The sequence below is a fragment of the Collimonas fungivorans genome, assembly GCF_001584145.1.
Classification (GTDB): domain Bacteria; phylum Pseudomonadota; class Gammaproteobacteria; order Burkholderiales; family Burkholderiaceae_D; genus Collimonas; species Collimonas fungivorans.
Window position 1 is genome coordinate 4,818,902 of sequence record NZ_CP013232.1, and the last position, 14,124, is coordinate 4,833,025.

At 60.0% G+C, this 14,124-nt stretch carries 11 protein-coding genes; all 11 read right to left on the reverse strand.

Annotation, left to right across the window (positions count from 1 at the left end; genetic code table 11):
- Positions 1–5: 5 nt before the first annotated feature.
- Positions 6–1,181: a lipopolysaccharide assembly protein LapB gene (gene lapB / locus CFter6_RS21060; protein ID WP_014007721.1), complete on the reverse strand. Its 1,176-nt coding sequence runs from the start codon at positions 1,179–1,181 to the stop codon at positions 6–8.
- A 98-nt stretch (positions 1,182–1,279) separates the two neighbouring features.
- On the reverse strand, positions 1,280–1,594 hold the full coding sequence (locus tag CFter6_RS21065; protein ID WP_061541578.1) for a LapA family protein: 315 nt from the start codon (positions 1,592–1,594) through the stop codon (positions 1,280–1,282).
- Positions 1,595–1,816: 222 nt separating this feature from the next.
- On the reverse strand, positions 1,817–2,122 hold the full coding sequence (locus CFter6_RS21070) for an integration host factor subunit beta (RefSeq protein WP_061541579.1): 306 nt from the start codon (positions 2,120–2,122) through the stop codon (positions 1,817–1,819).
- 29 nt (positions 2,123–2,151) lie between these two features.
- A complete protein-coding gene (gene rpsA, locus CFter6_RS21075) occupies positions 2,152–3,873 on the reverse strand; it encodes a 30S ribosomal protein S1 (RefSeq protein WP_014007724.1) in 1,722 nt (573 codons plus the stop codon).
- Between the two features lie 189 nt (positions 3,874–4,062).
- The gene (gene cmk / locus CFter6_RS21080; protein WP_061541580.1) at positions 4,063–4,761 is read right to left on the reverse strand and encodes a (d)CMP kinase; all 699 of its coding nucleotides are present in this window, start codon (positions 4,759–4,761) and stop codon (positions 4,063–4,065) included.
- Positions 4,762–4,816: 55 nt separating this feature from the next.
- Entirely contained in the window at positions 4,817–8,311 is a 3,495-nt protein-coding gene (locus CFter6_RS21085) for a DEAD/DEAH box helicase (RefSeq protein ID WP_082814928.1), read from the reverse strand.
- Between the two features lie 15 nt (positions 8,312–8,326).
- Positions 8,327–9,667, reverse strand: a complete 1,341-nt coding sequence (aroA, locus tag CFter6_RS21090; RefSeq protein ID WP_061541581.1) for a 3-phosphoshikimate 1-carboxyvinyltransferase — start codon at positions 9,665–9,667, stop codon at positions 8,327–8,329.
- Entirely contained in the window at positions 9,667–10,566 is a 900-nt protein-coding gene (locus CFter6_RS21095; protein ID WP_061541582.1) for a prephenate dehydrogenase, read from the reverse strand. Before CFter6_RS21095 ends, aroA begins: the two co-directional genes overlap by 1 nt.
- Positions 10,567–10,629: 63 nt before the next feature.
- Positions 10,630–11,736, reverse strand: a complete 1,107-nt coding sequence (gene hisC / locus CFter6_RS21100; RefSeq protein ID WP_061541583.1) for a histidinol-phosphate transaminase — start codon at positions 11,734–11,736, stop codon at positions 10,630–10,632.
- A 44-nt stretch (positions 11,737–11,780) separates the two neighbouring features.
- Complete coding sequence (gene pheA, locus CFter6_RS21105; RefSeq protein WP_061541584.1) at positions 11,781–12,854, reverse strand: prephenate dehydratase; 1,074 nt, start codon at positions 12,852–12,854, stop codon at positions 11,781–11,783.
- Between the two features lie 44 nt (positions 12,855–12,898).
- Complete coding sequence (serC, locus tag CFter6_RS21110) at positions 12,899–14,005, reverse strand: 3-phosphoserine/phosphohydroxythreonine transaminase (RefSeq protein WP_061541585.1); 1,107 nt, start codon at positions 14,003–14,005, stop codon at positions 12,899–12,901.
- Positions 14,006–14,124: the final 119 nt, after the last annotated feature.

Here is a 14,124-nt window from a genome sequence, read left to right on the forward strand (position 1 = left end):
GGGTTTTAATTCATTACGTTCAGTTCTTCGGTGCGGCGCGGCGGGTAGGTTTCCCAGCGGCTGCAACCCGGACATTGCCAATAGAACTGGCGCGCCTTGAACCCGCAGTGGCTGCACTGGTAGCGCGCCAGCTTCTGCGTATAGCCATGCACCAGGTTCTTGACTACCGACAGCTCGGTATGCATTTCCGGGGTTATTTTCATCAGCCGCGCTTCCAGCAGCTTGTCCAGCCCGAGCAAGGTCGGCGTACGCCGCAATTCATCGCTCACCAGCTGGTTGGTGGCTTCCACGCCGTCCAGCTCCAGCACCGCCTTGAACACCACTTCCAGCAAATCGATGGAAGATGCTTCAGCCAGGTAGGAGCGCAGCAGGCTGACGCCTTCATGCGGCCGGCCGACGGCGCGATAGCCATCCATCAGGCGCTGCGCCACCAGCGCCACATGCGGCACGCTTTGCTGCTCGACCCGGCGCCAGACATGCAGGGCCGCCTCGACGTCGCCCTGCGCCAGATACACATCGCCCAGCAGCATGGTGGCGCGCACGCTGTTGCGGTCGTTGCTCAGGGCTTTTTCCAGCAAGGACATGGCGGCTTCGGGACGGCCGTCCACCAGCTCATCCTGCGCCAGTTCGCAATAAAACTGCGCGATTTCCTTTTGCCGGCCGCCGGCGCCCGATTGCTGCAAGGTCTGCGCCGCTTCGATCGCCCGCAACCATTCTTTTTCGCGCTGGTAGATCTCCAGCAGGGCGCGCCCCGCTTGCGCGCCATACTGGCTGCCTGCAAGCAGGTTGAAGCTCTCTTCGGCACGGTCCAGCAAACCGGCTTTCAGGTAATCCTGGCCGAGTTCGTATTGGGCATGCAGGCGATGTTCTTGCGCCAGGTCGGGACGCGCCAGCAAATTCTGGTGGACCCGGATCGCGCGTTCGGTTTCGCCGCGGCGGCGGAACAGGTTGCCCAGGGCGAAATGCAGTTCCGCGGTTTCCGGATCGAGCTTGACGATTTCGATGAAGGCGTCGATGGCCTTGTCCGGCTGCTCGTTAAGCAGGAAATTCAAACCCTTGAAATAACCGCGGGGCAAGCTGCGTGATTCGGATATCAGCTGATTGATATCGACCCGCGCGGCGATCCAGCCTAATCCAAAAAAGACCGGGATACCGAGTAACCACCAAATTTCAAATTCCATACGGGCTGTTGTGCTTTATGCGTGACCTGAACGTCAGGTGTGAAAATGCCGGCAAGCTGCCGCCGTGGCATGAGGCGGCAAGTTGATACTTAGCGGCATTATATATTCTTGATGCTGTCTGGTTGCGGTGCTTGTGACTCTGCCAGACGCTGCGCCTCTTGTTCTTTTTGCATCGAGGTCAGGGCTTTTTTGGTTTTTGAAGCATTGCGGCGGTGACGGAATACGGACGGCGCCATCGCCAGCACGCCAAGGATCGCGCCAAAGACAAAGAAGCCTAGCAGAAACAGCACCAGCGGCCCCTGGATGGTCGTACCGGGGAAGAACTGCAGGTCGACGCTGCCCTTGTTCTGCAAAGCGAAGCCGAAAAATACAACAAACAGCAAGATCGAAAGAATTCGGGAAATGATTTTCATGATGCCTTTCCGTGTGATTAGGTAATGGTGGACAGCAGACCAGTCATGCAAGTTTGCAGCAGGCTGATTTTACTCTTGTCATTTTTACAAATCCACGACTCACACAAACAATATAACTTTAAATGATGCGAAATTGTACGTGAAAAAAAACGGCATCCGAAGATGCCGTTTCGATTTTGCTCGCGATTTTGCCCATACAGGCGCTGGTACAAACTTTACAACTCAGTCCTCTTGAATCGGTTGCCCGACCATCGCGTCGACCCGCTCGCGCAATTCCTTGCCTGGCTTGAAATGCGGCACCCGTTTTTCGGGCACCATCACCTTGTCGCCGGACTTCGGATTGCGCCCGATCCGCGGTGGCCGCCGATTCAGCGCAAAACTGCCGAATCCACGAATCTCGATACGCTGGCCGGTCGATAAAGCATCGGCCATGGCATCGAGTATGGTTTTCACCGCGTAATCCGCATCCTTGGCTACCAGTTGCGGATAACGTTCGGCCAAGCGGGCAATCAGCTCCGACTTTGTCATTAGCTTGACTCGCTTACTTTAAGTATTGCTTAGTTCTTGCTGTTATCGAGCTTGGCCTTCAGCAGCGCGCCCAGGCTGGTCGTACCGGAAGCGGCATTGGAGTCCGAAGCCGAAGACAGCTTCTGCATTGCTTCCTGGGTTTCAACATTGTCTTTCGCCTTGATCGACAGCTGGATGCTGCGAGCCTTGCGGTCGATGTTGATGACCATGGTTTCGACTGTGTCGCCGACCTTCAGGTGCGTACCGGCATCTTCCACGCGGTCGCGGGAGATTTCGGAAGCGCGCAGGTAGCCTTCGACTTCATCCGACAACTGGATCACTGCGCCCTTAGGCTCGACCGACTTGACGGTACCGGAAACCAGTGCGCCCTTGTCGTTCATTGCAGCGAAGTTGTTGAATGGATCGCCTTCCAGTTGCTTGACGCCCAGGGAAACGCGCTCACGCTCAACGTCGATTGCCAGCACGATGGCTTCCAGCTCGTCACCCTTCTTGAAGCGGCGAACGGCTTCTTCGCCGGTTTCAGTCCAGGACAGGTCCGACAGATGCACCAGGCCGTCGATGTTGCCGGCCAGGCCGATGAACACGCCGAAATCGGTGATCGACTTGATCGCGCCCTTGACCTTGTCGCCCTTCTTGTGGGTAACAGCGAAGTCGTCCCAAGGATTAGCCTTGCATTGCTTCATGCCCAGGCTGATACGGCGGCGGTCTTCGTCGATTTCCAGAACCATGACTTCAACTTCGTCGCCCAGCTGGACAACCTTGTTTGGCGCCACGTTCTTGTTGGTCCAATCCATTTCGGAAACGTGGACCAGGCCTTCGATACCTTGTTCGACTTCGACGAATGCGCCGTAGTCGGTGAGGTTGGTGACTTTACCGAACAGACGGGTGCTTTGCGGGTAACGACGGGACAGACCGGTCCAAGGATCGTCGCCCAGTTGCTTGACGCCCAGGGAAACGCGATTCTTTTCTTGATCGTACTTCAGAACCTTGGCAGTGATCTCTTGACCGACTGTCAGCACTTCCGAAGGATGACGCACACGACGCCATGCCAGATCGGTGATGTGCAGCAGGCCGTCGATGCCGCCCAGGTCGACGAATGCGCCATAGTCGGTGATGTTCTTGACGACGCCGGTGACGATGGTGCCTTCTTTCAGGGTTTCCATCAGCTTCTGGCGCTCTTCGCCCATCGACGCTTCGATAACGGCACGACGCGACAACACGACGTTGTTACGCTTGCGATCGAGCTTGATGACCTTGAATTCCATGGTCTTGCCTTCGAACGGCGTAGTGTCCTTGACCGGACGGGTGTCGACCAGCGAACCCGGCAGGAAGGCACGGATGCCGTTGGTCAGGACAGTCAGGCCGCCCTTGACCTTGCCATTGACAGTACCGGTAACGATCTCGCCGGACTCCATCGCTTTTTCCAGCGAGAGCCACGATGCCAGACGCTTGGCCTTGTCGCGCGACAGGATGGTGTCGCCGAAACCGTTTTCCAGCGATTCGATAGCGACGGAGATGAAATCGCCGACAGCTACTTCGAGTTCGCCGTTGTCATTTTTAAATTCTTCGATTGGAATGAAGGCTTCGGACTTGAGGCCTGCGTTGACGATAACGAAGTTATGGTCAAGGCGCACGACTTCAGCAGAAATCACTTCACCAGAACGCATGTCTTGACGTGACAGCGATTCTTCAAACAGCGCGGCGAAAGCGTCAGCGCCGGCAGATGCAGGGGACAGAACAGTGATGGACATAGTTTTGACTAGTTGGCCAGTATTGCCGCGCAAGGTACTTACTGGTATGCGGTCAATAAAGGGTTAGGTTTTTCAACGTCCGGACAGACTTTGCGTCAGGCCGGACACCAAGGTGCTGCAAAAAAACAACGTATTAATCATGCTTGAGGCTAAAACGGCTAAAACACCTCTTGCCGCCTCTTACATTACTCATTCAGGCTGCGCATGCAGTGCCTTCGCAGCGGCATACCATTCGAGCACTTGTGCCACCGCCTGATCGGCGGTCATTGCAGAAGTATCCAGCAGATACGCCCCTTCCGCGGCCTTCAACGGCGCCGAGCTGCGGTTGCTATCGCGCGCATCACGCTCCGTCAAATCCTTTGAGAGGTCTTCCATATTAGCAGAAAAACCCTTGTCAATCAATTGCTTATAGCGCCGCAAAGCCCTCGCTTCGACGCTGGCGGTCAAAAACACTTTCAGGCCGGCATGCGGGAAAATCACCGTGCCCATGTCGCGGCCGTCGGCCACCAGCCCCGGATGTTGCCGAAAACTCAACTGCAAGCCGTATAAAGCTTGCCGTACCGTTGGTATGGCGGCAATTTTCGAAGCCAGGTTGCCGACCGCTTCGGCCCGGATATCGCTCGACACATCCTCGTTGGCCAGGAAAATGTGGGCGCCGTTGAAATGACAATGCAAATGCTCGGCGGCCTTGGCCAGGGCGTGCTCATCGTCGAGCGCGATGGGGTTCCCATTAGCGCGCCGCATCACCGACAAGGCCGTCAGGCGATACAAGGCGCCCGAGTCGAGGTAATGGAATCCCAGGTGCTGCGCCACCCGCTGCGCCACCGTGCCTTTGCCGGATGCCGTTGGGCCATCGATGGTGATGACGGGAATGGGTGGATTAGACATAGGGATACTCGATGGTGATGGATTGATGAAAATTGTTGCCAGAAAGAATTTTTCGTTATTCGCTCAAAGACGCGGCCAAGGGTGCAAAGATTGCCTGCAAGTCGTCTTGCGTCAATCCGATGTTCTGGGTCTCGCCTTCAGGGGATAGCATGGCTTGTGCCAGGCCGGCCTTCTTCTGCTGCAGCAGCTGGATGCTTTCCTCTACCGTGCCCTTGGCGATCAGCTTGTACACGAATACCGGCTTGTCCTGGCCGATGCGCCAGGCGCGGTCCGTGGCCTGGCTTTCCGCCGCCGGATTCCACCACGGATCGTAATGGATCACGGTATCGGCTGCGGTCAGGTTGAGGCCGACGCCGCCGGCCTTGAGGCTGATCAGGAACACCGGCACTTCGCCGTCCTGGAAGCTGCGCACCGCCTCCGCCCGGTCCAGCGTGGCGCCGGTCAGCATGGCATAGCCGATGTCGCGCTGGCGCAGTTCGGCGGCAATCAGGGCCAGCATACTGGTAAATTGCGAAAACACCAGGATACGCCGATCTTCCTGGCGCAGCTCATCGACCATTTCCAGCAGCTCCAGCAGCTTGGCTGACGGTATCTCGTCCTGCGCTGCCTGGGTTTCCGGCAGGTCGGTCTTGAGCAGGCGCGGATCGCAGCAAGCCTGGCGCAATTTCAGCAAGGCTTCGAGGATCACGATATGGCTGCGGGCCACGCCTTTCTTGGCGACTTCCTCACGCACTTTCTTGTCCATCACCAGCCGCACGTTTTCGTAGAGGTCGCGTTGCGCCCCGCTCAGCGTCACCGAACGCAGCATCTCGGTTTTCGGCGGCAGCTCCTTGGCTACCTTGTCCTTGGTCCGGCGCAGCAGGAAAGGCTTGATGCGACGAACCAGCAAGGCGCGCCGGGTGGCATCGCCATGCTTCTCGATCGGCTGCCGGAAATCTCGGTTGAAGGCTTTTTCGTCGCCCAGCAAACCCGGCAGCAGGAAATGGAATTGCGCCCATAGCTCGCCCAGGTGGTTTTCCACCGGCGTGCCGGTCAGGCAAAGGCGATGGCGGGCATTCAGCATGGCCGCGCTCTGCGCCACCTTGGAGCGGGGATTCTTGATGTAATGCGCCTCGTCCAGGATCAGCAAATGAAACTCATGGCGGCGCCAGTGTTCTTCGTCGCGCGGCAGCAAGGCATAGGTGGTCAGGACCAGGTCGAACTGGCCGATCTGTTCGAACTGCTCCAGCCGCTGTTTCCCCTGCAGCACCAGCACCCGCAGCTCGGGCGCAAAACGCAGCGCTTCCTGCTGCCAGTTATCCATCAGGCTGGTAGGCGCAATCACCAGCGCCGGCGCGCTCAGGCGGCCGCTCTGTTTTTCGACCAGGATATGGGCCAGGGTCTGCACCGTCTTGCCCAGCCCCATGTCGTCGGCCAGGATGCCGGCCAGGTCGTATTCGCGCAGGAACTGCATCCACGCCAGGCCTTCCAGCTGGTAATCGCGCAAGGTAGCCTGCAAGCCGGCCGGCGCCGCGATCTTCTTGACGCCGCCGAAGGTGTGCAATTTTTGCCCCATGCTGCGCAGGCGGTCGCCGCCTACCCAGCGCAGCTTGGCGCCGGCGTCCAGTTCCGCCAGGCGGGCGGCGTCGAGCGCCGACAAGCGCACCGGGCCATCCGATTTTTCGGCGAAATACAGCTCGCCCAAAGTGTTGAGGATAGGTTTGATGCGGCCCCAGGGCATGGCGACATGGATGCCGTCGGACAAACGCACCAGCAGTTCATCCTGGTCGTCGCGCAGCGCCATGGTGCGTGGATCGAAATCCTGGGGCGCGTGGCGGATCAGGTCGACCAGCAAAGGCAGCAAGGAAACCCGCTGGTGATTGACGACGATGCCCATTTCCAGATCGAAGGAAGGGTTGGCAGGCTGGCCTTCCGCTTCGTCGATCTCGGCGTACCAGTCGTCCACCGCGACCACGTCAAAACGGTATTCTGCCCGCTTGTCGATCAGCCAGCCCTGGCTCGCCAGCCGCGGCAAACCCTCTTTCGCGAAACGCAGCCAGGACGACTGGTCCGGCTGCATGAACATGCCGGGCATCATGGCCAGCGGGTGCTGCGTATCCTGCAGCGGCAACATGCCAAGCGCCAGCAAGGCCTGGGTAAATACATTCTCGGCATCCTGGTCGCGCACGATCTGTTCGATGCCGGCCGGCGTGTTGCGGCTCAGGGTCGGCGTGAACTGGGTCGGCGCGATTTCGCCGTCGTAGCGGAAATGCAGTTCGGCGAAATCCTGCATCAGCGGATTGCTGACGCTGGGCAAACTTCCCAGCACCAGCAAAGGCTGCGGCCGGATGTCCTTGCGGATCGTCTGCGGCACTTGCGGCGGGAACGGGATCACGTCGTTCAAACCCTGGGCCAGCAATTGCCGGGCGACAGCCAGGCGGTCGTCAGGGTCCAGCAGCGGCGCCTGTATCACCAGGTCGTTGAGCGCCTTGCTGGAAATCCTGGCGTCGCGCTGCGGCAGCACCAGCTCGCCGCACGACAGATTGTCGACATACCAGGGCGGCTCGGTCGGCAGCAGGTAATCGACATGCTTACGCGCTTGACCGGATCTTGCCTCGGTTCCCGGCTCCGCCTCCGCCTCAAATTGCCAGCCCAGTTGCCACATGTCGCGCACCACGTCGCGGCTGTCCTCCACCCCGTCGTCCATTATTTCGTACCAGGCCAGGCTGGCCCGGCGCGTGGCGGCCAGCTGCAAAGGATAGGCAGTGCCCTTGGCCAGGTCAGCCAGGGAATTGGCCCATAACAGGCGCTGTTGCTGCAGCAAGGCCTGCAGCAGCTGCGCACCGAGCTTGCCGCTCAATTCGCAAGCCGCGTGCTGCGCATGGTTGCCGTCGTTCTGGGCGACGAACAGGCCGATCAGGTCACGGTCTTCCGGACGCAGGAACACGGCAGGATCGGACAGCAGGCGCGGCACGTCGGTCACCGGCTGGGCCGGCAGGAACTGGCCGGTCGGACGCTGCTGCGCCTTGCATAAATGCAGCACGGCCTTCTTGCCGTTATAAGCGGCGGACAATACAAACAGCACTTGATGGGTGGCGGCTTTCTGGCGCAAGCCCGATGGCTGCGCCGGCGCCGATCCGGCTGCGGAGACCTCGCCTTCCACCCGCGTCAGCCAGGCCTCCATGGTGCGCGCCAGCGCTTGCACTGGCAACTGCGCCGGGCTGGCTTTGGGCACGGCGGCCGGCTTTACCGGATTTACCACCGGCACTGCCGGGATCGGCAGCTGGTCCGTGGACGGACGCTGCAGGTATTCAATCAGGGCAGCCGCCACATGCTTGCAATTGGAGCCGACCGGACAGGAACAGACGCTGTCGATATCGGGTGCGTCGTGGAATACGGAGAGCGTGATTTCCTGCTGATAGACGTTGCTGCCGCTGCCCTGGACTGTCGCATTAAGGACGTCGCCGTCCTGCTCCACCGCAAGCACGCGGCGCTGGCGCACGTATTCCTGGCCGCGGTCATAGGTTGCCTGGTGCAACACGTCGCGCACATCGGCAAGTGTCAGGTTCATGCGCGGGCCGTCGCTTTACAATAAGGTTTGCTCGGCGATTTGCGCGAACACGGTGAAATAGTCAGGGAAAGTCTTGGCGACGCACTGCGGATCATTGATGCGCACTGTGGTGCCGCGCAACGCAGCGCCATCCAGCGAAGCCAGCGAGAAACACATCGCCATGCGATGGTCGTCATAGGTATCGATGGTCGCCGCCTGCAGTTGCGCCGGCGGCGTCACGCGCAGGTAATCGCTGCCCTCTTCAATCGTCGCGCCCAGTTTGCGCAGCTCGGTCGCCATGGCGCTGAGACGGTCGGTTTCCTTGACGCGCCAGCTGGCGATATTGCGCAAGGTGCTGGGGCCGTCGGCGTACAAGGCAGCGACCGCAATCGTCATCGCGGCATCGGGAATATGGTTGAAATCGGCGTCGATGGCTTTCAGCACGCCGTTCGACGACGCTTCAATCCAGTTGTCGCCCATGGTGATGGTAGCGCCCATCTGCTGCAGGGCTTCGACAAACCGGACATCGCCCTGGATGCTGTGGTCGCCGACGCCCTCCACCCGCAGCGGCCCGCCGGTGATGGCGCCGGCCGCCAGGAAATAGGAAGCCGAAGAAGCGTCGCCTTCGACGTGGATGGTCTTCTGACTCTGGTACTGCTGCCCGGCCGGGATGGTAAACGACTGCCAGCCATCGCGCTCCACGCTGACGCCGAAACGCTGCATCAGGTTCAGGGTGATTTCAATATAAGGCTTGGAGATAAGCTCGCCGACCACCTCTACCGTCACCGCTTCATGTTTCGCCATCAGCGGCGCCGCCATCAGCAAGGCTGTCAGGAACTGGCTGGAGACGTTGCCGCGCACCTGCATGCGCTGGGTATGCAGCTGGCCGCGCTGGATATGCAGCGGCGGATAACCGGCAACGCCGGTATAGGCAATGCGGGTGCCGACGGCATTCAAGGCGTCGACCAGATCGCCGATAGGCCGCTCATGCATGCGCGCCACGCCGTGCAGGGTATAGTCACCGCCCATCGCCGCCAGGGCCGCTGTCAGCGGCCGGATCGCGGTCCCTGCATTGCCCATGAACAGATCGGCCTGGTGCACCGGGAAGCTGCCGTTGCTGCCGTGCACAGTATATGTCTGCGTACCTTCCGCCTGTTCCCAGGCCACGCCCAATTGCTTGAGCGCCATCAGCATGACCAGTGTATCGTCGGATGCCAGCAAGTCATGGATCCGGGTGGTGCCATTAGCCAAAGCCGCCAGCAGCAGGGTGCGGTTGGAAATGCTTTTGGAGCCGGGCAGCCGGACCGTGCCCTGCACCCGTGCTACCGGATGCAGATCAATGTATTGGGGATAGTGCTGCTTGCGTTGCGTGTTCATTAGTCGCCGCCTTCTTTGTTCTGTTGTTCCGCCGCCTCGATGGCGCTGATCCAGTTGTGCCTTGCCTGCTGCGCATTGCTGTAGACAGCTTCCAGTCCCGGGCCGTCGCCGGCCGCCAGCAAACCCCGCAGGCGGGTCAGCTGCAGCAGGTAGGCATCCAGCTCGCCCAGCAAGGCTTCCCGGTTTGCCAGTGAAATATCGCGCCACATTTCCGGCGACGAGCCGGCGATGCGGGTGAAATCGCGAAAACCGCTGGCTGCGTACTGGAACAGCGACGCCGCGTGCGGCTTGTTGGCGATATCGTCCACCAGCGCATACGCCAGCACATGCGGCAAATGGCTGACCGCGGCAAACACCGCATCGTGCTGCTGCGGCGACAGGCGATGGATCAAGGCGCCGCACTGCTGCCACGCGGCGGCAACCCTGACGATATCCTGCTCGGCATTTTCCGGCAGCGGCGCCAGCACCACTTTCTTGCCGGCATACAGCTCGGCCAGCGCCGCCTCGGGACCATTCTGTTCACGGCCGGCGATCGGATGGCCCGGTACAAACTGGGCAATCTTGCCGCCCAGCGCAGTGCGCGCCGCCAGCACTACATCGGATTTTGTGCTGCCGGCGTCGGTCACGATGGCGCCGGCTTGCAAATGCGGCTCGATGCTGGCCAGGATGGCGCCGGTCTGCGCCACCGGCGCTGCGATCAGGATCAGCTCGGCGCCGGAGACGGCATCAGCCACCGAACTGGCGATGGCGTCGATGATTCCCAGCTCCTGCGCACGCTGCAAGGTCGCAAGCTGACGACCTACCCCGACCACCTGTTCAACCACCCCGGCTTTTTTCAAAGCCAGGGCAAATGAACCGCCGATCAGCCCCACGCCAAATATTGCGATTTTCTTGAACACGAATGATGCTTTAATAAAATTAGTCGAAGCTGAAGTTGACGTCGCTGAAGTTCACGCCGACATCTAGCTCAGCAGTTTTTTCAATGCATCGATAAAGGCTGCGTTTTCCTCCGGCAAGCCGATAGTGACGCGCAACCATTGCGGCAGGCCATAGTTGGCGACCGGGCGCACAATGATGCCCTGCTTCAGCAGCGCCAGGTTGACGCGGGCGCCGGCAGCCTCGTCGTCGCCGACCTTGACCATGACGAAGTTGCCGAACGAAGGCACATACTCCAGGCCCAGTTCGTCGAAAGTCTGCGTCAGCTGGCGATAGCCGTCACGGTTCAGCTGCGCGCTGCGCTGCAAGAAGGCGGTGTCGTTCAAGGCCGCCACCGCGGCGGCCTGCGCCAGCGAGTTGACGTTGAACGGCTGGCGGATGCGGTTCAGCAGGTCGGTGATCAGCGGCTGGGCAATGCCGAAGCCGATACGCAAGCCGGCCAGGCCATAGGCTTTCGACATGGTGCGCGAAACCAGCAGGTTGGGATATTTGCGTACCCAGGAAATCGATTCGTACTGCAGTTCCGGCGGCAAGTACTCATTGTAGGCTTCATCCAGCACCACCACGATTTGCGGCGGTACGCGCGCCAGGAACGCTTCCAGTTCGGCTGCCGGAATGAAGCTGCCGGTAGGGTTGTTCGGGTTGGCGATGAAGATCAGCTTGGTGTCGCCGGTGATGGCGGCAGCCATGGCTTCCAGGTCATGGCCGTAATCCTTGGCCTTGACCACAATGGCGCGGGCGCCGACGGCCTGGGTCGCCAAGGCATACACCACAAAAGAATATTCCGCATACATCGCGGCTTGCCCGGCCTGCACAAAAGCGTGGGTAGCCAGTTCAAGGATATCGTTGCTGCCGTTGCCCAGCGTGATCCACTCTGCCGGCACATCGTATTTGGCGGTGATCGCAGCCTTCAGGTCGAAACCGTTGGCGTCCGGATAACGGCCGATGTCGGCGACCGCCTTTTGCATCGCAACCTTGGCCGATTCCGGCATGCCCAGCGGATTTTCATTGGAGGCCAGCTTGATGATACTGGCTTCGTCCAGGCCGAATTCGCGCGCGACTTCGGCAATCGGCTTGCCGCCCTGGTAAGGGGCGATAGCGCGTACATATTCTGGACCAAATTTAATTGACATTGTCTGCTTTCGAAACGTGTTGTTGACCGCTTATCGGCTATTTTTCAGAAACTGCGCGGATACGATCCCAGCAGCTTGTAGAACGCCGCATTCTGTTGCAGCTCGTCCAGTGCCTTGGCGACCTTGTCGTCGGCTGCGTGCCCTTCGACGTCGACATAGAAATAGTATTCCCACGCACCCATGCGCGCCGGTCGCGACTCAAAGCGGGTCATCGACACGCCATGCTTGGCGAGCGGCGCCAGCAGCTTGTAGACAGCGCCAGCCTTGTTCGCCACCGACAGCACCAACGACGTCTGGTCCTTGCCGCTGGCGCCGTTCTGCAGCCGGCCCACCACGGCAAAACGGGTGCGGTTGTGCGGGTCGTCCTGGATATTTGCGCTGACCACCTGCAAGTCGTATTTCTGCGCCGCCATCTCGCCGGCAATTGCCGCCACGGTATCATTTTCGCTGGCCATGCGCGCCGCTTCGGCGTTCGACGCTACCGCCTGCCGTTCGATGCTCGGGTAGTGCTGGTTGAGCCAGGCATTGCATTGCGCCAGCGCTTGCGAATGGGCGCAGATGCGGGCAATGCCGGCCATCGTGCCTTCCTTGGTCATCAGGCTGTGATGCACCGGGATCGACACTTCGCCGCTGATGTTGAGCGTGGTTTGCAGCAGCAGGTCGAGGGTGCGGTTGATCACGCCTTCCGAGGAATTTTCGATCGGGGCGACGCCGAAATCGGCGGTGCCGGCTTCGGTGGCGCGGAACACTTCGTCGATCGACACGCAAGGCAGGCCTTCCACCGCGTGACCGAACTGCTGGTACACCGCTTGTTCGCTGAAGGTGCCGGCCGGGCCCAGATAGGCCACCGTCACGCGCTTTTCCAGCGCGCGGCAAGCCGACATCACTTCGCGGAAAATGGTTTGTACATCGGCGCCTTGCAGCGGTCCCGGATTGCGCTCGGCAACCTTGAGCAAGACCTGCGCCTCGCGTTCCGGACGAAACACGGGGGCATTGGTCTCGGCCTTGACGTGGCCGACCTCTTGCGCGATTTTCGCGCGGCGGTTCAGCAAGGCCAGGATTTCGGCGTCAATGGCGTCGATCTGCTGACGCAAGGGTAGGAGTTTGTCTTCGCTCATGTTTGTTTCTATCTCTGGTTCTGCTAATTAGCCTGGCGCCCCGGTTAGCCGCGCTGTTTTTCAAATTCCTGCAGATACGCCACCAGCGCCTGCACGCCCTCCAAAGGCATGGCGTTATAGATCGAAGCGCGCATGCCGCCCACCGATTTATGGCCCTTCAGCTGCAGCAAACCCCGTTCCTTGGCGCCGTTCAGGAAGGATTCGTTAAGAGCTTCATCGGCCAGGAAGAAAGGCACGTTCATGCGCGAGCGGCAGCTGCTGGCAATCTTGGTGCGGTAAAAATCGGTGGCATCCAGGTAGTCGTACAACAAGGCCGCCTTGGCGATATTGCGTTGTTCCATCGCGGCGACGCCGCCCTGCTTCTTGAGCCACTGGAACACCAGTCCGGCGATATAGATCGCATAGGTCGGCGGCGTGTTGTACATGGAATCGTTGTCGGCCACGATCTTCCAGTTGAAGGCTGAAGGACAGGCCGGCAAGGCGTGGCCGAGCAAGTCCTCGCGCACCACTACCAGGGTCAGTCCCGCCGGCCCGATATTTTTTTGCGCGCCGCCGTAGATCACGCCATATTTGGAAACGTCCACCACGCGCGACAGGATATGCGACGACATGTCGGCCACCAGCGGCGCGTTGCCGGTTTCAGCTGCGATGTCTGGCGTGAACTGGTATTCGACGCCGTCGATGGTTTCATTGGTGCAGAGATGGACGTAAGCCGGATCCTTGGACAGCTGCCAGCTGTCGCGCTCGGGAATCTGCGCGAAATGACTGTCTTCGGACGAAGCGGCGACATTGACGTTACCGTAGCGCCGCGCTTCTTTCAGCGACTTGGTCGACCAGGACCCGGTATTGATGTAATCGCTAGTCGCAGGCTGTGCCCGGCCGCCGCGGCCCAGCAGGTTGAGCGGCACGATCGCGTTCTCGGCAATCGCCCCGCCTTGCATGAACAGCAGCTTGTAATTGTCCGGCACCGCGAAGAGTTCGCGGAAATCGTGCTGCGCCGCCGCCAGGATAGACATGAACTCTTTACCACGATGACTCATTTCCATCACGGACATGCCGCTGCCTTGCCAGTCCAGCATTTCGGCGGCAGCTTGCTGCAGCACCTCTTTCGGTAACACAGCAGGGCCAGCAGAAAAATTATAGATAGGCATGATGAATAGCGTCAGATAAAGAAGTGAAACAGGAGTGAAACCGAGAACCGAGATTGACTACGAACCAACAGATGGCGTTACTGTGCTGCTGCAAATGTTCCAACTTAGCTATTCAAACT